At 43.8% G+C, this 21,295-nt stretch carries 19 protein-coding genes; 7 read left to right on the top strand and 12 right to left on the bottom strand.

The window, feature by feature from the left end; genetic code table 11:
* Positions 1 to 107 precede the first annotated feature (107 nt).
* Positions 108 to 359, top strand: a complete 252-nt coding sequence (locus LC036_RS03105) for a hypothetical protein (RefSeq protein WP_226578091.1) — start codon at positions 108 to 110, stop codon at positions 357 to 359.
* 8 nt (positions 360 to 367) lie between these two features.
* Here the strand turns inward: LC036_RS03105 and LC036_RS03100 are convergent, their stop codons facing one another.
* Positions 368 to 709, bottom strand: coding sequence for a hypothetical protein (locus LC036_RS03100; protein WP_226578088.1), 342 nt, complete (start codon positions 707 to 709; stop codon positions 368 to 370).
* A 161-nt stretch (positions 710 to 870) separates the two neighbouring features.
* Between LC036_RS03100 and LC036_RS03095 the strand changes: the two genes are divergently transcribed.
* From LC036_RS03095 to LC036_RS03085, 3 genes are read left to right on the top strand one after another with little or no spacing between them, the layout of a single operon-like run.
* The gene (locus LC036_RS03095) at positions 871 to 1,542 is read left to right on the top strand and encodes a hypothetical protein (RefSeq protein WP_226578085.1); all 672 of its coding nucleotides are present in this window, start codon (positions 871 to 873) and stop codon (positions 1,540 to 1,542) included.
* 12 nt (positions 1,543 to 1,554) lie between these two features.
* Positions 1,555 to 2,295, top strand: a complete 741-nt coding sequence (gene nfsA / locus LC036_RS03090) for an oxygen-insensitive NADPH nitroreductase (protein ID WP_226578083.1) — start codon at positions 1,555 to 1,557, stop codon at positions 2,293 to 2,295.
* A 13-nt stretch (positions 2,296 to 2,308) separates the two neighbouring features.
* Positions 2,309 to 3,040, top strand: coding sequence for an NAD-dependent protein deacylase (locus LC036_RS03085; RefSeq protein ID WP_226578080.1), 732 nt, complete (start codon positions 2,309 to 2,311; stop codon positions 3,038 to 3,040).
* Positions 3,041 to 3,594: 554 nt separating this feature from the next.
* Here the strand turns inward: LC036_RS03085 and LC036_RS03080 are convergent.
* From LC036_RS03080 to LC036_RS03070, 4 genes are all read right to left on the bottom strand, one after another.
* Positions 3,595 to 3,918 (bottom strand): hypothetical protein, encoded by a 324-nt coding sequence (locus LC036_RS03080; protein WP_226578077.1) that lies wholly within the window; start codon positions 3,916 to 3,918, stop codon positions 3,595 to 3,597.
* A gap of 349 nt (positions 3,919 to 4,267) precedes the next feature.
* Positions 4,268 to 5,479, bottom strand: a complete 1,212-nt coding sequence (locus tag LC036_RS03075; RefSeq protein WP_226578074.1) for a cation:proton antiporter — start codon at positions 5,477 to 5,479, stop codon at positions 4,268 to 4,270.
* Positions 5,480 to 5,586: 107 nt separating this feature from the next.
* Complete coding sequence (locus LC036_RS18455) at positions 5,587 to 5,721, bottom strand: hypothetical protein (protein WP_264188065.1); 135 nt, start codon at positions 5,719 to 5,721, stop codon at positions 5,587 to 5,589.
* Positions 5,722 to 5,831: 110 nt separating this feature from the next.
* Entirely contained in the window at positions 5,832 to 8,207 is a 2,376-nt protein-coding gene (locus LC036_RS03070; RefSeq protein ID WP_226578071.1) for a penicillin acylase family protein, read from the bottom strand.
* A gap of 128 nt (positions 8,208 to 8,335) precedes the next feature.
* Between LC036_RS03070 and LC036_RS03065 the strand changes: the two genes are divergently transcribed.
* Positions 8,336 to 9,340, top strand: a complete 1,005-nt coding sequence (locus LC036_RS03065) for an aldo/keto reductase (RefSeq protein WP_226578068.1) — start codon at positions 8,336 to 8,338, stop codon at positions 9,338 to 9,340.
* 62 nt (positions 9,341 to 9,402) lie between these two features.
* On the opposite strand, the gene LC036_RS03060 is transcribed toward LC036_RS03065, so the two are convergent.
* Positions 9,403 to 9,654: a hypothetical protein gene (locus tag LC036_RS03060; RefSeq protein WP_226578065.1), complete on the bottom strand. Its 252-nt coding sequence runs from the start codon at positions 9,652 to 9,654 to the stop codon at positions 9,403 to 9,405.
* A gap of 242 nt (positions 9,655 to 9,896) precedes the next feature.
* On the opposite strand from LC036_RS03060, the gene LC036_RS03055 reads away from it, so the two are divergent.
* Together LC036_RS03055 and LC036_RS03050 are read left to right on the top strand one after the other, a co-directional pair.
* A complete protein-coding gene (locus LC036_RS03055) occupies positions 9,897 to 10,373 on the top strand; it encodes a DUF456 domain-containing protein (protein ID WP_226578062.1) in 477 nt (158 codons plus the stop codon).
* Positions 10,374 to 10,660: 287 nt separating this feature from the next.
* Complete coding sequence (locus LC036_RS03050) at positions 10,661 to 11,509, top strand: DUF1259 domain-containing protein (RefSeq protein ID WP_226578059.1); 849 nt, start codon at positions 10,661 to 10,663, stop codon at positions 11,507 to 11,509.
* Between the two features lie 177 nt (positions 11,510 to 11,686).
* Here the strand turns inward: LC036_RS03050 and LC036_RS03045 are convergent, their stop codons facing one another.
* From LC036_RS03045 to LC036_RS03020, 6 genes are all read right to left on the bottom strand, one after another.
* The gene (locus tag LC036_RS03045; protein WP_226578056.1) at positions 11,687 to 13,477 is read right to left on the bottom strand and encodes an L-lactate permease; all 1,791 of its coding nucleotides are present in this window, start codon (positions 13,475 to 13,477) and stop codon (positions 11,687 to 11,689) included.
* A 418-nt stretch (positions 13,478 to 13,895) separates the two neighbouring features.
* Positions 13,896 to 14,672: a fumarylacetoacetate hydrolase family protein gene (locus LC036_RS03040; RefSeq protein WP_226578053.1), complete on the bottom strand. Its 777-nt coding sequence runs from the start codon at positions 14,670 to 14,672 to the stop codon at positions 13,896 to 13,898.
* A gap of 21 nt (positions 14,673 to 14,693) precedes the next feature.
* Positions 14,694 to 16,160, bottom strand: coding sequence for an FAD-linked oxidase C-terminal domain-containing protein (locus LC036_RS03035; protein WP_226578050.1), 1,467 nt, complete (start codon positions 16,158 to 16,160; stop codon positions 14,694 to 14,696).
* A 4-nt stretch (positions 16,161 to 16,164) separates the two neighbouring features.
* Positions 16,165 to 17,523 carry a (Fe-S)-binding protein gene (locus LC036_RS03030; protein ID WP_413229847.1) on the bottom strand — a complete coding sequence of 453 codons (1,359 nt, stop codon included), beginning with the start codon at positions 17,521 to 17,523 and terminating at the stop codon, positions 16,165 to 16,167.
* A gap of 13 nt (positions 17,524 to 17,536) precedes the next feature.
* Positions 17,537 to 18,811 (bottom strand): FAD-binding oxidoreductase, encoded by a 1,275-nt coding sequence (locus LC036_RS03025; protein WP_226578046.1) that lies wholly within the window; start codon positions 18,809 to 18,811, stop codon positions 17,537 to 17,539.
* A gap of 161 nt (positions 18,812 to 18,972) precedes the next feature.
* Positions 18,973 to 21,150, bottom strand: a complete 2,178-nt coding sequence (locus LC036_RS03020; protein ID WP_226578043.1) for a malate synthase G — start codon at positions 21,148 to 21,150, stop codon at positions 18,973 to 18,975.
* Between the last annotated feature and the right edge of the window lie 145 nt (positions 21,151 to 21,295).

The raw sequence follows: 21,295 nt of genomic DNA, 5'->3' as shown, positions 1-21,295 counted from the left end.
AGAAGAAGCGTCAAAACTAGACGTTTTTCACGGTTGAACCCTTGATTCCATGCATGATACACTTTAATAAATAGAAAATTCAGAATACTTAATAAGGAGAGTTAAATATGGAATTAGTTGCCCTTTATCCCTGGTTGGCACCAACGCTTGTATTAGCTGCGATTGGCTGCTTGATCGGGTCTTATTTTAGTTTTATTCAAGGAAAGCACGCACTAGTGATGGGCATCGGCATGGTGCAGACGTTTATTAGTACGATGCTTGCCGCAAGTATCGGTCCCATTTTGTTCGGCATTGGTCTTACCCAGTTTTATGTAGGAATGGTCAATATGAAAAGGGTGAAAGCTATAAGAGATGAGTAATCATCATCTTATAGAGCTTTCACCCTTCTTTTAATATACAGGCATAAATCGCCGACTGTCGGAAACCTCTCGTATAACCCCTCCTGCTCCCCCTCCACTATAAGATTCCATTGATGAAGTAAGGAAGTAAACATATGAATAAAGCGCTGTTCATCTCTTTCGTAAAAGAGCTTTAGAGGTGTAGATGTAGTGATGACTTCGATATGCTCGTCGTACGTCTCTATTCGAGACAACTGTAGATGATGGACAACGCTTCGATAGATTTCCAGGTCTATGCTCCTGTGTGAATCACCTGTGTATAATCTCTTTTTCTTATTCACATACCCTTGAAAATCAAAGATCCTCGACACCAGGATCCCTCCCCCTTTTTCTTATGAACGAATACTTCTCCTTTAGTACAGCGAAATCCTTCCTTATATAATGGAAGAATTGTAAATAGATTTGCTTCTTCTATGGAAAAATAAATGTGGTATCCTGTAGAAAGGAGTTCTTTGATGTGAAGGGAATGGTTATGTTGAAAAATTGGGGCATCCTGCTTTTAATCGCTATATGTATCGGGCTTGCAGGCTGCAATACTTCTGCAAATGCAAAAGAAACAACGGATCAACTACAGGAAAATGAACAACCAATCGTCCAGGATGGTTTAAGGGAGGAAGATCCACAAGATCTATCATTTACCTTGGAAGAACAAACGTATAAACTTACTCAGAAGGAATTTCCAATCTTGTATCAGTACATAAATAATTTTGAGGACCCTGAGCAAACATTGAAAAACCTTACTTATACCCAAATACAAAAGGATCAGTTTCTTGTTGAGTTTGCCTGCCACAAAAACCGCTGTTCTCATTTACTGATTGATTTCAAACAAAAACTTTCCTATTTGTTAAGCGATATAAGCTCGCTGGTTTCCATTCAGCCTTCTCCGGAAGGAAACTATGTCGCTTTTTTATTTGAACGGCTGAGGGAGGATGAACCTAAGCACCAGCTGATGGTTATGGATCTACAGACCGTTCAAACAGTAGAATTAGAAGCAGCCGATGGTAATGTGCTGGCTAAACCAAATTATTACCAATACGCCATTCAGTCTGTTACCTTTATGAATGAAGAAAAGATTAGAATCATAAGCGAAGATCCTAAAGAAGAAGTGAACGATACAATCACATCCCAATGGATCTACCAATAGGAGGATTTCAAGATGAATGAAACCATTGAAACGATATTGAACCACCGCTCCATTCGTAAGTTTAAAGATGTGAAAATTTCAGATGAACAGCTGGATCTCATTCTCTCCTCTGCCCAGCAGGCCTCCACATCCAGTTATATGATGGCTTACAGTATTATTGGTGTGACAGATGAAGAGAAAAAAGCACAGCTTGCTGAAATCACCGGCCAGGCCTACGTAAAAAACAACAGCCATCTTCTTATCTTCTGTGCAGATTTATACCGTCACACCCTGCAGGCTTCAGAGGAACAATATGAACAAATGCTTGCAAACCTTGAAAATAGTGAACACTTCCTCGTTTCGGCCATTGATGCTGCTCTTGCTGCGCAAAATGCGGCCCTGGCAGCAGAATCCATGGACCTTGGAATCTGTTATATCGGGAGTATCCGGAACCAGCTGGATAAAGTGGATGAAATTCTCTCGCTCCCTAAACATGTCCTGCCGCTCTTCGGCATGGTCATCGGAGTCCCGGACCACCAGCCTGACAAAAAACCAAGATTAGAGACGAAAGCCATTTACTTTGAAAATGAATATAATCAGGACCAAAAAGATGAACTGCAGGCGTTTGACAAAGAAATTGCTGCCTATTACCAATCCCGGAAGACAAATACGCGAAGCGATTCCTGGACCGACCAAATGCTGCGCCGCTTTACGAATCCAATGCGTATGGACGTTACAGGTATTGTAAAGAAAAAAGGCTTCAACAAACAGTAAGGAGCATTCTTTCATGTATGAAACCATTGCCTTGAACATTCGAAGTGCAGATTCTATCGCTGTTCTTACCGGAGCAGGTGTCTCCACAGCCAGCGGAATTCCTGACTTCCGTTCAAGTGAAGGACTTTGGTCCGAAGATCATTCACGAGAGTATTACATGTCAAGTGACTATTTTTACACCAACCCTGAAGATTTTTGGAAAAAATACAAAGCCATCTTTCGGATGAAGCTATTGAAAAACTATCAGCCAAACTCCGTTCATCACTTCATTCGTGACCTTGAGCAAAAGGACCGGTCTGTTTCTGTCATCACGCAGAATGTGGACGGACTGCATTCTCTCGCACAGAGTTCGAACGTTCTTGAATACCACGGCACACTGAACCGATCGACCTGCCCTGCATGCGGCCGCTCTTTTTTACTGGATGAAATAATGAGAGCTCCCGTTCCTGTATGTGATGATTGTGGAGACATATTAAAACCTGATGTTCTTCTGTTTGGTGACTTGATTACCGGGCACGAAAAAGCTGTGGAAATGATAAAGCAGGCGGATGTATTACTCGTTATGGGAACCTCTTTATTGGTCACCCCATTCAATCTGCTTCCCTATGATGCATTCCAACAGGAATATACGACAAGCATCCTTATCAACAATGAGCCGACAGACAAGGACCACTTGTTCGATTATGTGATCCATGAGGATTTAACAGAAGCCGTTCAAAAAATTCAAACCTATCTAAACGAATGAAGAAGCATACACTGGATGTCTAAGTAGTTCCATTTTGGAGTAGAGTTCTTGTACTTCATAATGGACTACTTTTTTTACTTACAAGGAATAATCAGCATTCAGCGCGGATGTTTATAAGAGCATTGCTGTTCGTGAGAAATTGAATGCCTTCTTTATGAGACATTCATCAAGGGGAGGAAATGTGTTGTCAGATAAAGAAAAGAAGTTTCAGATCAGATTGTGGTGGCGCGCTGTTTTAGGTTCTCTTCTTGCGTTCGTTGTTATAAAACTTGTGTGGGAAGATGCAGGCTATTTATTGTTACTTTTATTGTTGGTCATTGGTTATTTCATTAATTTATTTCTATCACTAAAGAGATAGAGGCGGCCTGTACCAGGATGTGCATCCCTTACTCCAGGAAACAATCAAACAAACCCAGTAAACCTTGAAGCCCAGCATTCACTTCAAACGAAAGGAGACTACATCAAACGTAGTCTCCTTTCTTACTTCTTGTATGTGGAAATGGTAAAAGAATGATTCAGGACTGCCTATGATACAGAAATTGAGAATCTTAAACTTATTCCGCCCACTTAATGGCCCCATTCTCCAACTGCCATTCAATTATATATCTCCCTATTAACTTACCATCAATGGCGCGGTCACCTGTCCTGAAACCGCCCTGTATATGCTTAGCAATCGCGTCATCAATATACTTATCCTTATCAGAAACATCGGAGTAAGCAACCATGTTCCTGGATTCAATTAGAAAAAGATTTCTATAAGCTTCGTCCATTCCTTTAAGGCGCTGCCTTGTAAAATGTGCTCCTTCTCCTTTTTGCCTTTCATTACAGAGTATTTCCCCTTTAACTCGACACAGCTCCTCTAAAATGTAGGTTCTCATAGTAAGCATCCCCCTATTAAGAGTTTTGGTTAGTACTTATTCTACAATAATGTCAGTTTCACCTTTGGTGATATCTAAGTGTTTTTGTAGGAAATGAAGAGAAATTGACATGAAAAAAGATTTCGAGAATATCACGAAATTTTTTTGTATGATGTGTTCCAAGTAACCTAAGTTTAAAACCTTAAACGGCACTCATACCCATCTTCTAATAATCCAGAGGTCCATCATTTCAATCGTTTATTTTTCAAAAGTACAGTAGTAAATCCAGGTTTGTTTTCATACCCAAAACATGAAGGTATACCGCAACAAAAAACGGACGAAATCGAATCGATTTCGTCCGCCTTCTTTACTAAACCAAGCCTAATTTCTTGATCAATGGTTTTAAGGTCAAACCCTGTACAATCAAGGAAAATAAAACAACGGAGAACGTAAGCAGGAGAACCTGGTCCCTTCCCGCAAAATCCATTGGAAGACTCAGGGCAAGCGCTACCGATAAACTGCCGCGGAGTCCTCCCCAGTTGATAAGCAGGCGTTCTTTTGAGGAAATTTCCTTTACCCATCCTGTACTGATGTAAAGAGCAATGGTGCGGCCAATTAGAACTATGACGATTGCTCCGATAATATATTTCCAATTTCCAGCGAGGTCGATGTTTCTAATCTCAAGGCCGACCATAAGAAAGATGAGTGCGTTCGCAAGAAGTGTAATACTATCCCAAAACGTGTTGATATTCGTTTTCGTCTCTTCACTCATGCCAATTTTCGCTCCATAATCTCCAAAAACAAATCCTCCTACAACAACAGCAATAACTCCTGATGTGTGGAATTCTTCTGCAATGAAATAACTGCCGAAGAACAAGAGTGCACTAAAGGCTACCTCTAACGGATAGTCATCGTAAATACGGATAATCTGCGAGAATATATAGCCAAGGATTAACCCTATAATGGCTCCTCCTACTGCAAATTTCAAGAACATGAAGATACCGCTGCCAAGACCAGCCCATCCCATTTCAATATATGTCAGCAGATAGATGCTCGCTATCTTAAAAAGAACAACGGCTATACCATCGTTAAATAACGATTCTCCTTCCATGATTGTGGACATCTTTTGAGGTACACCAAGTGACTTAAAGATCGACAGAACACTAATGGGATCTGTAGCACTCATAAGAGCCGCAAATGTAAAAGCCACTGCCAGCGGGAGATCGAGAAAAAAGTAAGCCGCGCTCCCGATACCGAGTGCAGAGATAAATGTCCCCCCAAAAGCAAGTCCAAACACCGTCTTCTTTTGAGAGAATAGATGGTGGAAGGGAAGTTTTAATGTAGCATCACCAAGCAGGATCGGTAAGAACAGGGAAATGATCGTTGCCTGAAATACTTCCGACTGAGTTATGTAGCTCTCGGCTTCTTCAATAACCGGAAGTTCAGTCATCCCAAGAACAAGACCTACCAGCACCAAAGCAATGGAATCCGGTTCCTTTAGCAGTTTAGCTATTCCGATTACCGTTACAGAAATGGCAAGCAAGATAAGTATTTGAATAAAAACTTCGTGAAATCCATGCATAAGAAGACCTCCATTATAGAATGACACACTTAGTCTTTCCCTTAAAAAAGATAAACTAAGCAGCTATTTCAAATGATTCTGAGACAATCCCTGTCTTTTTCTTTTCATCATCCTAACAACCAGTAAAGAATGCCGGCGACACAGAAAGGGAAGAAAATAACCGACAGGCATCCATTCGCTAACCCCTCAATCAGTGACCTTCGTTTGTCCTTTTTACTTTCTTTCTGACCGTATTGTTTCATTTTTTAAACCGCCTCTATGATTCATCAGGAATGGCTTAACCGTTTTTTATCAGTCCAGTATGTAGTCTTCCAAAAAAAAGCCGTTCTATTATAAGAACGGCTTTCCATGCCTATTCATTTGGCAGTAACGTGAGTCTCTCACCTTCATACGCTTTCGTCTTTGTAAGGTGATACTCACCTTCTACCCAGTCCTTGAGCTGATCGTGATACCAATCACTGCGAAAATGGCCGGATTGTCCAGGTCCGACAACATGGTAGGCTTCATTTGGGTTAGACATATCCACAACAAACCGCCAGGATGCCCCATGATTAACAAGACCATTGGATTTAAAACCGGCCGCCCGCACCGTCACACGGCTCCCGCTGACGGGGGAGGGATCTCCAGGATTGAGAAAGCGTTCGAGAAAACCAATGCTCGATAAAGGATGGGTAAACTCAACCGCATGAAAGTCACCCCATGCCCACCTGCCAGGCTCCTCACCAAATTCTGCTGCGAGATCTGAGATGGTCTGCTCATATGCAGAGGTGATCACGGCCTTGATCCCGCCAGCTTTTTCTATCCATAAAGACTCTTCCCCGTCCTGTACTTTCCTGAGCAGCCCATCTGTCGTCTGTGCAGAACCTTTGAATAACGATAGCATGTCCTTGGATATTTCCTTATCGTAAAGCTTACTTTCAATGTTCGTCATCCACCTATGGAAAATGAGCGGCTGGGAAAGAGTACGATCATCTTCCTTATTCCATTCTTTCATTAAAGCCAACGCTTCATTCTCGAGCGGGGATCGATCATCTGTTATGTTTTCAAGCATAAACGGCAGAAATTCTTCGGCTTGCAGGTTTTTTACGTCCATCTGCATCTGCTGAAAATACTCAGGTGTAAGCGTGTCTTCTCCTTCCAGCATTTCAACAATCCGTTGGTAGCGAAAAGGCTGAGCCCAGTTGTGACTGATATGATAGGGGTAATCATCTGAAGTCACTTTATTATTCGCTGTAGCCACAAACCCCTCCTCAGGGTTCACCACTTTCGGCAGTTCATCAAATGGAATAAACCCTTTCCATTCATCTTCCGCCTTCCACCCTCTTAGCGGAAGCAGCGCATCATCAGGATTTTCATAAATCGGAATTTGTCCATTCGCTTTATAGGCAATCGTTCCATCAACACCTGCAAATACGAAGTTTTGAGCCGGTGCCAGGAACTTCTCCAACCCTTTTTCAAAAGACGACCAGTCCTTGGCCTGGTTCATTTCTAAAACCGCATCGAGCTCAGTGGTTGCATCAAGTGCCGTCCAGCGTAAAGACAGTACCTTCTCCTCACCAGTCTCTTCTGCGAATTCACTAATAACAGGGCCATGCCTTGTTTCAAGAACATCCAATTCAACAGAATCACCGTCTTTCACTTCAATTGTCTCCTTAATTACGTCTGCCTTTTCCCACTGATCTTCATATAAAAACATCGTCGGATCATCTTGTTTCCGCTTCTCCACATAGAGCTGCTGAACATCCGGCCCGACGTTGGTCACTCCCCAGGCAATAGAATCATTATGACCGAGAATAATTCCCGGAATTCCAGCGAAAATGACGCCTGACACATGATAATCCTTTGCTTCTAAATGCATCTGGTACCAAATGGACGGTGTAGCAAGACCGAGATGAGGATCATCAGCAAGCATTGGAGAACCAGATGCTGTCCGCTCACCACTGACTACCCAGTTGTTGCTTCCGTTAAATTCATGAGGCAGCACGACGCCTGCGAAACTTTTCTCCATATCAAGAGGGCCTGCATCTGCCAGGATAGTCGGCGCTTCTTCAGGATAAGAAGGAAACAGCTCGTAGGCTTCTTCTTTCGGAAACTCCTGCAGCAAATGATAGTTAAAGGCCTGGCGCTCCCAGTGCCCACCGAGGTCAAAAGCCATATACTTCCCTATCGTAAGAGAGTCAAGAGGGGTCCACGGTTCTGGATCAATCGCCATCATCGCAAATTCCGGCTGCAGTGGCTCATTTTCTATAAAGGCGTTGACACCATCAGCAAAAGCTTGAAGTTTTTCCACGGTCTCTTCCGGATAAACAGCCAACGATTTCTCAGCAGCACGACGGAGGCCAAGGGTCCGGAAATACCGGTCCTGATTAATAGTGGCTTCACCGACGACCTCACTTAAGCGCCCCGATGCCTGCCTCCTTGCCAGCTCCATTTGGAATAATCGGTCTTGTGCCTGCACATATCCCTGTGCCATAAAAAGGTCATGGAGATTTGATGCTTCTATATGTGGGACGCCGTTTGAGTCTCTGGTCACCTGTACCTTTTCAGTGATTCCATCGATTTGAACTTCTCCAGATGTTTCCGGGAGACTCCTCAAAGTGTAAGCGTTTACAAAAATCCCAGCACTAAGGATCAATACGATGATGATGCCCAATGTCCAAAGGGTTACTTTTTTCCAGTCCTTCTTTGAACGACTCTTTCCTGCATCCATTTTCTTTGCTGTTTCCATTCCTCCATCCCCTCTCCTATTTCCTTTATTATAGCTTATTCTTCTCTTATGTAAGTAGGTTATCTTATGCTTAACGTAGTGAAAATCCGGGTACTATCATTATGTTCTCTATTTTGGAGGTGGAACAAATGAAAAAAACAAAAATTAGTGATACATCATTAGAAGCTAGCCGGATCGGTCTTGGTACATGGGCAATAGGAGGCTGGATGTGGGGAGGAACGGATGAAGATCAATCCATTAAAACCATTCATACCGCTCTTGATCAGGGGATCAACCTCATTGATACAGCTCCTGTTTATGGATTTGGAAGATCAGAAGAAATTGTCGGCAAAGCTGTAGAGCAATACGGAAGACGTGAAGATATTGTGCTGGCTACGAAGGTCGGTATGGACTGGAAAGATGATTCCGTATTCAGAAACGCCAGTAAAGAGCGAATTCACCAGGAGGTGGAAGACTCTCTCCGTCGTTTGAAAACCGATTACATCGACGTTTATCAAGTGCACTGGCCGGACCCGATCACACCTATTCATGAGACAGCAGAAGCCTTAGCCTATTTATATAAGCAGGGAAAGATCAGAGCTATTGGTGTCAGCAATTTCTCACCTGAGCAGATGGATACATTTAGGGAAGCTGCTCCGCTTCATACATTGCAGCCACCCTACAACCTATTTGAACGCGATATCGAATCGAAGACTCTGCCTTATGTGCAGGATCATAACCTGACCACGATATCCTATGGTTCTCTTTGCCGCGGGCTACTATCTGGAAAAATGTCTACCAAACGTGATTTTGAAGGCGACGACTTAAGAAATAACGACCCCAAGTTCCAGCAGCCACGCTTTAAACAATATTTAAATGCTGTTCAGGAGCTTGAACATCTTGCGGAGAACCGCTTTGGTAAAAGTGTTCTTCAGCTCGCGATCCGCTGGGTACTCGATCAGCCCGGATCCGGCATTGCCCTCATGGGCGGACGTCGTCCTGATCAGCTGAACCCTGTTCAGGAAGTGGACAACTTTACCATTGATGAAGAAACAATGCATGATATTGACGAAATTCTGCTCAAACACATTCAGGATCCGGTCGGCCCGGAATTTATGGCACCGCCGGATAGACAGGAATTAGGATTGAAATAATTTTCAATGGAGATGAAAAAGATCCGCCCCTACTTTGTAGAGGCGGATCTTTTTATATGAATCTACGGAGTATTCCAAAAGAAGGTTGTGACAAAGAAAGGAAAAAGGACCGTCACAATTAGAATCGCGCCGTTTCCCAGGACACCTATTCTCTTAAATGCCCCTTTGTCAGCAAATAGACCAATAAGAAACCCAAGTAGAGCAGACAGAACACTCATAAGAAGGAAAGAATCATTTCCAAGCAGCAGGGCTGTCATTCCAGCCATAGACAGCAAAAATAAGCCGGCAGAAACTATACTCCCTATTCGTTTCATTTTTCTTCCTCCTTGTATATCAATGATAAAGAAATAGCAAAAGGCATCGACTATATCACCGGTGAGAGGTATAAACCGGCCCCTCTTCCTTTTTTAGATTACCATAAAAAGGATGGATGAACAGGAAGAAACTGCTATGGAGACCTTCTTCCTCTCACCCCCGATTCCTTTCTATTGTTTAGAAACTTTTATTTCCGTCAATCGTATAATGGAAGAGTTGTTATTTTAGGAGGTTGGAAGAAATGGAAATGGTCATTTGGATTGTTATTATTGCTTGTTTTATCGCAAGTTTCGCGAGTGTGATCTTCCCGCTCATTCCTGCACCGCTTGTGCTTTGGATCGGATTTCTTGCTTATTTTTTCTTTTTAGACGGAGAAGCCCTGTCTGTATTCTTCTGGATTGGTGCGATCGTCCTTACGATTCTCCTCATCGTATCAGATATTATAGCAAACAGTTATTTCGTCAAGCGTTACGGAGGAAGTAAATGGGGGGAACGGGCAGCCGCTGTCGGGGTCATTGTAGGTTCATTTATTATCCCGCCGCTCGGGATTTTAATCGTTCCATTTGTTTTAGTCATCATAGTTGAACTTGTTCAAAGGCGCGAATCTAAAGATGCCTTGAAGGCTGCGATTGGGTCTCTGTTCGGTTTTCTAAGCGGCACTGTCGCAAAGATCATTATTCAGCTGATTATGATCGTGTGGTTCTTTATTGATATTTAAATCGTAGATACTGTTAAAGCGTATTGTTGATCATACTGACAAAAAAGAACTTCCAATTTTACGGAAGTTCTTTTTTTGTATCACTCAAACTTAAAAAGACACGCTTGTCTATATCATGGAGATCATTACAACTGATTACAGAAATTCCTTCAGGCTGAACGAATGGAGAAATAAAATAAACATATAATGAAACCATGTGAACTTTACCTATTAATCAATTAGATGTACAGTCCAGGTTTCTTTTAGTCGAGTGCTGAACTTACAGATTGGAATAAAGGGGTGTAAAAATGGATCACTTTACTGGAACACAATCCCTTTGTCATGCATTTGCATCAATCATTGGCGGCTACACAATCCTGCCCATCACTCCACAGTCCCCCTTCTGTACAGTTGGTTTAGCCCAGTGTATTGAAGTAAATATGTTAGGGAGATCAGCAGCTGATTCTACTATGGTAACGGATGCTTATTTTGACTTTGGTAATTTCGATGCCCAGGGAAAAGCACTTATTATTGGACGTATCCCAGTTGAGGAGCGGAATATCGCGACAGTGACTGACCTTTTGGTAAGGCAGGGAATCGTACACAATGTTGTCCATGGTTATTTATATAGTGAACCAGATCTTCCTATTGTTTATGTAGCTGGTATTGAATCCCCGGTCTCTTTTGCCTGGCGACTCTTACCTGTTTTGAATACATTGCCAGTCGGATCAGCTCAACGGTCAAATACGCCTTCTGCTTTAAATATGAGTCATACATGTAAGCAGGCAAGTGAGATTATGGGAGGTTTTTTAATCCCTTACCCACTTCAGCAGTGCTTCTGTAGTATCGCAGTACCTCAACGCCATCGATTAAAGATATTAGATCGATGTGCTTCCCAGTCTCCTACGGTAACAGATGGAATTTTTAGTTTTGTCAGTATGGATTCACAAGGGTGCGCTCTTAACATTGGACGTATCCCTGTTCAGTTCAAAGATGCAAATATGGTAATGTCGAAATTAACACAACTTGGGATTTATTGTAATTTCGTCACCGGGTTTCCTTGCAGCATGCCTATGCTTTCTTATATGTATGTTCAACAAATTGAAAAGCCTGTTGTATTTGCTAAGAAAATTCGTCAGATACTCTATGGGTCTTGAATGTTCTTCCAAGAAGAAATAGTGACATCACGATTATATTATCCTGCAGCTTTAAGACCGTATTTCTTTTTGTAATTCAGCGGCTGATGTGGCTAACGATCCTCCAAAAATAGAAAACCAGCAAAAAAGAGACTTCATAATAGAAGTCTCTTTTTTTCGTTTACCTTAAAAACTTATTTACTTCACAGCCCGGAAGCGCTTCTGATTACGCAGCTGTGATTCCGGGAGTCTCTTATGATTGGTAGCAATAATATAAACCGCAAGGGTCGTAATGATGGCTACTAGAATAGAACCGATGTTGAAGATTCCCTTCTCTGCTGTCCACACGATAGAGTAGCCAAGCGCACCGGCAAACGTAGCGTAGTAGACAAAAGGAAGAAGCGTCTTACGGATTATGTCTCCTTCTTTTCCAACCAATCCGACGACTGCACATGCTGCGACAACGTTGTGCACGCAGATCATGTTCCCTGCCGCACCACCCACAGCCTGCAGAGCGACAATCCAGGATGCATCCACACCGATTTGTGAGCCGACATTATATTGGAATAAAGAAAACATCATATTACTAATGGTATTACTCCCCGCAATGAAAGCTCCTAATCCGCCAACAAAGGAAGAGAACAACGGCCAAAAATCCCCTGTAAGAGCAGCGACTCCATTGGCAAGTTCAATCGGCATACTGCCAAATCCTGACGCACCCCCGCCGGAATTCAAAAACACCTGCACCATAGGGACCGTAAACAATAAAGCAGCTGACGCTGGAATCATCGTTTTTCCGGAATGAGCCAAAGCTTTTTTATAGGCCTGCCCGTCCATTTGATGAATGACAAATGTAATTAAAGAAACCACGATAAAGATGGTACCTGGTAAGTACAGCGGTTGAAAACTTGCTGAAATATCCGTTCCGAAAATTGTTGGAATCGTAACGTTCCATGACTTGATCCACTCCAATAACGGGAGGGATTTGAGCCTGGTCAGGACAAGGAATAAACCAACTAGGATGTAGGGCGTCCAGGCACGGACCATCGACATTTTCCCACTTTTATGGGCAATGTCCTGTATTTCAATGCGTCCGGTCCACGAAGGGTCCCATTTGGAGGAATCCTCAAAATCCCAATACTCCTCTTTAGGAGGCATAAGGAAACCTTTTTTCGCTGCCGGAACGACAATCGCAAGACCAACCAGACCTCCGATCATGGAAGGAAACTCAGGTCCAAGAAAATTGGCTACAATCGTGTATGGAATCGTCATAGCAAAAGCAGCAAATAAAGCGAATTTCCATACCCGGATTCCTTCACTGAACGACTTATTCTTACCAAAGAAACGTGTCATAAGGGCAACAACAAATAAAGGAACAAGAGTACCAACTATGGCATGTAATACAGCGACACGTCCCCCAACCATGGTGACGAGGGAAAGAAAATTATCCGTAATACTGGCATCGGCAGCCAGACCCGTCTGAACGCCGACCAGGATTGGAGTACCGACAGCACCGAAGGAAACAGGCGTGCTTTGGATGACCATCCCCGCAACAACAGCGGCCATGGCAGGGAAGCCCAACCCAACAAGTAAAGGAACGGCAACAGCAGCCGGCGTTCCAAACCCGGCGGAACCTTCAATAAAAGCTCCAAACAGCCAGGCGATAATAATGACCTGGATCCTTCGATCTGGAGAAACATCTATAAACCCCTGGCGGATCGTCTTTAATCCACCACTTTCCTGAAGTGTATTTAGCAGAAGGATCGCACCAAAAATAATATAAAGAAGCGTAGCAGCAACCACGACTCCATTTACGGAGGCAGCAGCGACTATAGCACCGGGAACTTTCCAGACAAATAAAGCGAGCAGAACGGCAACTATGTAGGAGATGGGCATCGCTTTACTCGCCGGCCATCTGAGTCCGACTAAAAATATACCAACAGCAACAATCGGTAAAAGTGATAAAAGCGCTAAGGTACCAGTGTTCATCATTCACCCTCCAATGGTTTATTGACTCATTCCTCCCCTTTTAAGACCATCTCCACTCCCTTCGCTTTATGCATTTTTGAAAACGCTTTCTTTTATTATTATAAGGTCACCTGATGACACTTTCAACTATATAAGTAAAAAATTGTAAAACTACAAAACCTGACATCTTTCCACATAAATATAGACAGCTTCGGGAAAATAGACGGCTTCTCAGCTCACCTTAAACTAAGGAACAGAGAATCATTGCGTTTTTACTGGAAACACAACACTATCCTCTACTTTGTTTCGTAGACTCATAAGGTCATATATCGAGAGGGGCCTGAATAAAAGCCCTTCTCGATTCATGCCATAGATTCAGCCTGATCCTATTAGATTCCAAGTGTCATCTCTTAAAAGAAATGAAAGGGACCACTTTTATTTACGATTGAATAGAAACAGAGGCTTTCACGGTCTTATTCTTCAGGACCCCGATTTCATCGATTCTGCACTCAATGACGTCTCCTTTTTTCACAAAATGCGCTCCAAGCGGACTGCCTGTCAAAATGATATCCCCCGGTTGCAGCGTCATGACTTTGGATAGGTAAGACACCATGTGCTTAAGCGACACAATCATTAATTGGGTCGGACTATTCTGCTTCTCTACACCATTAATATCTGCTTTTACAACGGCCTCTGAAGGATCGAGTTCCGTTTCAATCACAGGACCAACTGGAGTAAACGTATCGAACGCCTTTCCGAGCGTCCAGTGTCCATCTTCCTGAAAAAATTGGGGGGCTGTGACGTCATTGCCGATGGTATAGCCAAAAATATGATCCAGCACGTCTTCTTCTTCTACATTTTTCATCTCTTTCCCAACAACTACAGCAAGCTCAGACTCAAACTTTACTTCATCAATGGCCTCTGGAATTTCTATATCCGCTTCTGGACCAATGATGGAGGATTCCGGTTTAAAGAAAAAAACAGGGATCTCCGGGAGCTGATCCGGACGTTCTTCCTCACTTCCCACATAATTCGCTCCTATACCGATAATCTTCTTCGGCTCAACCGGTGCCAAAAGTTTAATTTGGTTCAATGGAAGGACCTCTCCTGTGTACGTCCACTCTCCAAACAGGTCCCCATCAATAACACTTACATCATCGTTTGTGACCACACCATATCGAATGTCATTGTCGTATTGAAATCTAGCAAATTTCATTTCTCTCCACTCCTTTTATCATTACTTGACGGCTACAGTTTCTTTTACAATCTTTTTCACGTCCATACAGCGGCTCGGTGTTGGGAACAGCTTTCCTTTGTTGAGAAGATCATAAGGGTTGAACACCTCGCGGATTCTCATCTGGGCTTCCAACTCTTCCTCCGTGAAAATAAAGCGCATTTCTTCCTTTTTCTCAATTCCCACCCCGTGTTCACCAGTAATGGACCCTCCAACATCAGCACATGCTTTCAGGCATTCAGTCCCTGCTTTTAACGCTTTTTCTGTTTCTCCAGGAACACGGGAATCAAATAAAATCAATGGATGTAAATTTCCGTCTCCCGCGTGGAAAATGTTTGCAATACGAAGACCAGATGTTCGGCTGATGTCATAAATATTCTGAAGAACTTCAGGAAGCCTGCTTCTTGGAATGACACCATCCTGTACGAGATAGTCCGGAGATATAGCCCCCATGGCCCCAAAACCCGTCTTACGGTTGGCCCACCAGCGTCCGCGTTCTTCTTCACTGGATGCAACTTTAACTTCCCTGACATTTCTTTTGCGGCAGACTTCCAGAATGTGCTCCACCTGCTCTTCAAGTCCAGCAAGAATCCCGTCCACTTCAATGAGCAGCAGAGCTTCAATATCAGGGGGATGCCCGACAGGATAGGTCCCTGCTTCCACCCCTTCAATGGCCGTTTTATCCATCATTTCAAGCGCAGCCGGGACAATACCGGCTGAAATAATATCAGATACAGCACGACTCCCGTCTTCGACTTGGTCAAAATAGGCCAGGACGGTCTGCTTTCCTTGAGGGCTTTTTAGAATTCGTACCGTAATCGTGGTAACAATGCCGAGGGTTCCTTCTGACCCTGTTAATAAGCCCATCAAATCATAGCCTGGACGATCCGGAACACCAGCTTCCCCGAGTTCTATTACCTCACCATCGGGCAGCACGACCTCAAGGCCTAAAATATGGTTTGTTGTCACACCATATTTCAAACAGTGGGCCCCTCCAGCGTTTTCAGCGACATTGCCACCGATTGTACAGACATACTGACTGGATGGATCGGGAGCATAATAATACCCTTTATCCGAAATGGAATGAGTGAGTTTCAAATTTACAAATCCAGGCTGGACGACTGCCTGACGATTTTCCAAGTCGACATGGAGCATTTTTTTCATTTTCACCATGCTGATGATGACCTCATTATTTAGTGGGATCGCTCCGCCGCTTAGGCCAGTGCCGGCACCCCTTGCAAGGAAAGGAAGGTTGTTCATATGGCAGTAACGCACGATAGCTGAAACCTCTTCTGTGTTCTCAGGAAATACAACAGCCTTGGGCATCGCCTTATGGACAGTAAATCCATCACAATCATAGGAAAGCAGATCTTCCGGTTTATACAGAATCTCTTTTTCCCCGACGATTTTCATGAGACTTCTTATATGAGGGTCCATGCCTTCTCGCTTATTTTTCTTTCGTTTCAGCATTGGATTACTCCTTTCCCTGGTGAACGGTTGATTTCTGGTCTTTCTGATAAGCCCAGTCGAGAAGCTGTACGGTATGGACGATGTCACTTCTACGTCCATATTTTTGAACCCCCATCGCCATTTGAAGCATACAGCCCGGGTTCCCCATAGATATCATTTCGACATCTTCTGGAACATGTTTCATTTTCTCGTCCAAAACGGCTTTTGCCATTTCAGGGTGGGTCAGGTTGTAGATCCCCGCACTTCCACAACAGGTATCGGCACGGGACATCTCTGTATAGTCGATGCCAGGTATATCCTTAAGCATCTGCCTCGGTTCATGACGCACCCCTTGCCCGTGAGCTAAGTGACAGGCATCATGATAGGTGATTTTCTTATCAATCGAGCTTTTCGGTTTTTCATAACCGGTATCATATAAGTATTTGGAGATATCCTGCACTTTTTCAGAAAAAGCTTCCGCCCGCTTACGCCAGTGTGGATCATCCTTAAATAACTCCGGATATTCTTTCAACGCACATCCGCAGCCAGCTGCATTAACGACTACTTTTTCATCATTTTCAAAAGCTTCTATGTTCTGTTTTGCAAGCTTCCTGCCCGTATCCCGGTCCCCGGCGTGAACATGAAGCGCGCCACAGCACGTTTGATTTTTAGGGACGGTGACTTCATTGTCGTTGTAGGTTAACACATTAATGGTGGACTGATTAATATCGCTGAACATGACGTCCATGATGCATCCTGTCAGCATGGCAACACGCGCTTTAGGCGTTCCTTTGGCAGGAATGACGTCTACATCTTTATATTTTTGCTGAACAGGAGACCCTACTTCCGGCATAATCGCTTCCATACCTGATAAATGAGACGGCATGATTTGAAGTGCACGGGATCCGCGCATCAGCTTCTGTACACCACTCTGCTGGTAAAACTTTAACATCCCGCCTACGGCTCCCATCCGTTTCTGATGCGGAAAGAGTCCTTTCAGGAAGAAGCTGCTTACAACTCCCTTCCAACCTGTCAGCGGCATCGCCTTACGAACCTGGCCACGCGCTTCTTCAATTAAGCCGCCGACATCAACATCCGCCGGGCAGGCTGTTGTGCAGGCTCGGCAGTCAAGGCACTGAAACACCGGATCGGCGAACGCTTCATTGAGATTCAATTTCCCTTCAGCGACGGACTTGATTAAATGCACCCGTCCTCTTGGGGAATGCTGTTCCTGTCCGGTAATTAAGTATGTGGGACACGCTTCTAAACACATGCCGCAATGGACGCAGTCCGCCCACTTCTCTTCATCCGGGTGATCTTCACTGAAGTAATTGGTCATCGTAGTTGAATCACACGGTAAGGATGTTGCCTTTTTTTCCACCATTTCCTTTAACACCTTATATCCCTCCTATAAACCGCTGATGGTTTAATGTGTGATCAGGATCTACCGCTTTCTTGATCTTTTCCATCAAGAAAAGTCCAGATGTATAGTTCCCCCAGGGATCGATGCTTTTTCTCAGTTCCGTCGGCAGATGTTTTAAAATCACATAGCCCTTCTGCTTCGCAGCATACTTACGAAGCTGATCGACAAACGAAACGATCCCTTCTTCTGAACCTGATACAACCAACTGACTGATTCCATGGCCCAAACCGCCATGAGATTCGACTTGAACGGAAACCTCGTGCTGTATCTTCTCCGCTTCTTTAATAATAGAAAAAGCCTCCATCGGTTTACTGCCTGTTTTCAATACGACTTTCGTCTCTCCATCCGACTGATCAAGTGCATTCGGCGCACGTTTTGAAAACGCTTTCCAAAATTCCCGTGCGTCTTCCTCCTGCTTTACGTCCATCTGGGCAGAGGCCGGCTTGTGATATTCCATCCATCCTTCTTGATCTTTAACCGCTTTTTCTACATCTTCAAATCCAACCAGAAGCGTGTAGGCTTCCCTGCCGGTTAAATATTTGGACAACTGTGGATTCATCAGTTCAAGGCAGACCGGCTCTATCATGGCATCTTGAATGGATACAGCAAGAGAACGTAAGGTGTCCACTTCCTCTTCTTCTACTGAAAGAAGAACAAGACTTTCATACTTTGGTTTCGGCCTCAGTTTCATTGTAATTTCACTGATTACACCAAGTGTCCCCATAGCTCCGATAAACAACTTATTCATATCGTAACCCGCTACGTTTTTCACAACTTTTGCACCTGTACGAATGACCTCACCATCTGGATAGACAACACGAAGACCAATAACGAGATCGCGCGCTGACCCATAGTTCATCCGTTTCGGACCACTCTCATTAGCGGAGATGACCCCTCCGATGGTTGAATCGTCCGGCCAGCAGGGATCAATGGATACCTTCTGGTCATAATCTTCGAGAAAAGTCTGCAGCTCCGCAATCGTCGTTCCAGCTCTCACCGTTACGGTCATATCTCCTGCCTGATGCTCGACAACCCCTTTCCAATCAGCTAAAGAAAGGGTCCAGTCATAAGCCTCTCCCTGTCCGCCGTAGCCTCGCTTCGTTCCGCCTCCTTCTATAGAAACGCTTTTTCCTTCTTCATTCGCTTTCTTCAGAAAATCTGAAATCTCTTTTTCTGTGACCGGTTTGTAAACCTCCGTTCCACGATTGCCGAACCTATCTTCTATAGAAACGTTGTGTTTTGTTTCCATCGTACACCTCTTTTCTTATCCATCTGATAAAAATTTGATTGTCACTCACGATCTGTTCATATGCTTCAATCACGAGAATGGCTTTCGCGTATCTCAGTAAAAAACCTTGATACAACAGAAGCCACTAACGATGGTTAATGGCTTCTGTTGTCACTTTCCAATTATTTATTTGCGTATTGTTTCGCTTTTGCTTCACGGCGGCGTTTGTGAAGGATCGGCTCTGTATAACCGTTTGGCTGGTCATACCCTTTAAGAACAAGATCGCACGCAGCCTGAAAAGCCACAGATCCCTCGTAGTTCTCAGACATCGGCTGATATTCAGGATCATCAGCGTTCTGCTGATCGACGACTTTAGCCATACGTTTCAGCGTTTCCATCACCTGTTCTTCTGTTACGATGCCATGATGAAGCCAGTTGGCCATATGCTGACTGGAAATTCTTAATGTGGCCCGGTCTTCCATCAGTTCGACGTTATTAATGTTCGGAACCTTTGAGCATCCAATGCCATGTTCAACCCAGCGGACAACATAGCCTAAGATTCCTTGAGCGTTGTTATCCAGTTCTTCCTGGATCTCCTCTTCCTTCCAGGAACGCTCTTCTGTGACTGGAATCTGCAGAATATCGTTTCTTAAATCTTCATGATCTGTCGACATCTGTTTTTGAACATCTGCCACGTCAATCTTATGGTAATGAAGGGCATGGAGTGTAGCAGCAGTCGGGGACGGAACCCAGGCCGTATTCGCTCCTGCTTTCAGCTGGCTGTCTTTTGTCGCAAGCATCTCTGCCATTAAATCAGGCATCGCCCACATCCCTTTGCCTATTTGTGCTTTTCCGCGGAATCCGCTCTCAAGACCAACGCGCACATTGGACTTCTCATATCCATTCAGCCAAGCAGAGCCTTTCATATCATTTTTACGAATGACAGGACCTGCTTCCATGGATGTGTGGATTTCATCACCTGTTCGATCAAGAAATCCTGTGTTAATAAAGGCAATCCGTTCCTTTACCTCGTTGATACAAGCTTTTAAGTTCAGCGTTGTCCTACGTTCCTCATCCATTACACCAATCTTCAACGTATGAGGCTTATAGCCAAGCAGTTCTTCCGTACGATTGAACAGGTCGTTCGCAAACGCAACTTCTTCCGACCCATGCATCTTAGGCTTGACAATATAAACAGAGCCCTTGGACGAATTCTGGTAAGTCCCATTTTTTAATACATCCTGCTTAGCCAGCAGACCAGTAATGACCGTATCCATAATTCCCTCAGGCACTTCTTCTCCGTCTGCATCCAAAATCGCATCACTCGTCATTAAATGACCGACATTACGGGCAAACATCAAGGATCTTCCAGGTAAGGTCAATTCACCGCCGTCCGGCGTGGTATAAGAGCGGTCCGGATTTAACTCACGTTTCATTTCCTTGTCACCTTTAGTGAAAGTTACCGAAAGATCGCCTCTCAAAAGACCTAGATAGTTGCGGTAAACCTCAACTTTATCATCCGCATCAACCGCTGTAACGGAATCCTCGAAATCCATGATCGTTGTGACTGCGGACTCAACAAGGATATCCTTAACTCCGGCAGTATCCGTTTGACCGATTGGATGGTTGCGGTCAATCTGAATTTCCAGGTGCAGGCCGTTATTTTTTAAGAGGACTCCTTTTGCACGATCCGGTTCCCCCACAAAACCGACAAATTGGTCAGCATTCTCAAGTTCTGTGGTTCCCCCTTTTGTAAGCTTGATAGAAAGCTTGCCATCAAAAATCTGATAGGCTTCGGCTTCTTTATGGGAACCTTCCTGTAGAGGAGCGATTTCATCAAGAAATTCTTTTGAAAAAGCGATGACTTTATCTCCTCGAACAGGGTTGTAACTGCCTTTGATTTCGGCGCCATCATCTTCACTGATCGCATCTGTCCCATACAAGGCATCATATAAACTTCCCCAGCGTGCATTCGCCGCATTGATGGCATAGCGGGCATTATTGACTGGAACCACAAGTTGAGGCCCAGCCTGGACAGAGATTTCATCATCGATATTTTCGGTGGAAATTTCAAAATCCTCCACCTCAGGTTCAATATAATTTAGTGTTTCCAGCAAGGACTGATATTCTTTTTGATCCAATTTCGGGTTGTCTTTGTGGTACTGGTGAATGCGGTTTTGAATATCCTCACGTTTTTCCAGCAGGGCTTTATTCTCCGGAGAGAGATTTTGAATGATCGCCTCTAATCCCGACCAAAAATCCTCACTGGAAACCCCGCTTTCAGGAATGGCTTCTTTATTAATAAATTCAAAGAGTACAGGAGCGACTTGAAGATTCCCAACATTTACGTAGTCTTTCATCCTATCTTCCTCCTTCAATAAAATAAACGATCCTCAATAGATAAAACGCTTACAAAAGTTGTCGTAAAATTCTATCTATTCGTCGTTATTTATCATATAATAAAAATTACCATATCGAAAATACATATTTGGAATTAATATTATT

The sequence above is a fragment of the Halobacillus litoralis genome (genome assembly GCF_020524025.1).
Taxonomy (GTDB): Bacteria; Bacillota; Bacilli; order Bacillales; family Halobacillaceae; genus Halobacillus; species Halobacillus litoralis_D.
The sequence above is the reverse complement of the archived record's forward strand: the minus strand, read 5'-3'. Positions and strand labels throughout refer to the sequence as shown.

Bases quoted from the DNA above. Each gene is read 5' to 3' on its own strand.
- LC036_RS03040 (WP_226578053.1), bottom strand. From the start codon at position 14,672: ATGAAATTTGCTAGATTTCAATACGACAATGACATTCGATATGGTGTG.
- LC036_RS18455 (WP_264188065.1), bottom strand. From the start codon at position 5,721: ATGAAACAATACGGTCAGAAAGAAAGTAAAAAGGACAAACGAAGGTCA.
- LC036_RS03025 (WP_226578046.1), bottom strand. From the start codon at position 18,811: ATGGAAACAAAACACAACGTTTCTATAGAAGATAGGTTCGGCAATCGT.
- LC036_RS03050 (WP_226578059.1), top strand. From the start codon at position 10,661: ATGGATCACTTTACTGGAACACAATCCCTTTGTCATGCATTTGCATCA.
- LC036_RS03035 (WP_226578050.1), bottom strand. From the start codon at position 16,160: ATGCTGAAACGAAAGAAAAATAAGCGAGAAGGCATGGACCCTCATATA.
- LC036_RS03045 (WP_226578056.1), bottom strand. From the start codon at position 13,477: ATGAACACTGGTACCTTAGCGCTTTTATCACTTTTACCGATTGTTGCT.
- LC036_RS03080 (WP_226578077.1), bottom strand. From the start codon at position 3,918: ATGAGAACCTACATTTTAGAGGAGCTGTGTCGAGTTAAAGGGGAAATA.
- LC036_RS03070 (WP_226578071.1), bottom strand. From the start codon at position 8,207: ATGGAAACAGCAAAGAAAATGGATGCAGGAAAGAGTCGTTCAAAGAAG.
- LC036_RS03055 (WP_226578062.1), top strand. From the start codon at position 9,897: ATGGAAATGGTCATTTGGATTGTTATTATTGCTTGTTTTATCGCAAGT.
- nfsA (WP_226578083.1), top strand. From the start codon at position 1,555: ATGAATGAAACCATTGAAACGATATTGAACCACCGCTCCATTCGTAAG.
- LC036_RS03065 (WP_226578068.1), top strand. From the start codon at position 8,336: ATGAAAAAAACAAAAATTAGTGATACATCATTAGAAGCTAGCCGGATC.
- LC036_RS03095 (WP_226578085.1), top strand. From the start codon at position 871: ATGTTGAAAAATTGGGGCATCCTGCTTTTAATCGCTATATGTATCGGG.
- LC036_RS03060 (WP_226578065.1), bottom strand. From the start codon at position 9,654: ATGAAACGAATAGGGAGTATAGTTTCTGCCGGCTTATTTTTGCTGTCT.
- LC036_RS03030 (WP_413229847.1), bottom strand. From the start codon at position 17,523: ATGGTGGAAAAAAAGGCAACATCCTTACCGTGTGATTCAACTACGATG.
- LC036_RS03105 (WP_226578091.1), top strand. From the start codon at position 108: ATGGAATTAGTTGCCCTTTATCCCTGGTTGGCACCAACGCTTGTATTA.
- LC036_RS03075 (WP_226578074.1), bottom strand. From the start codon at position 5,479: ATGCATGGATTTCACGAAGTTTTTATTCAAATACTTATCTTGCTTGCC.
- LC036_RS03020 (WP_226578043.1), bottom strand. From the start codon at position 21,150: ATGAAAGACTACGTAAATGTTGGGAATCTTCAAGTCGCTCCTGTACTC.
- LC036_RS03085 (WP_226578080.1), top strand. From the start codon at position 2,309: ATGTATGAAACCATTGCCTTGAACATTCGAAGTGCAGATTCTATCGCT.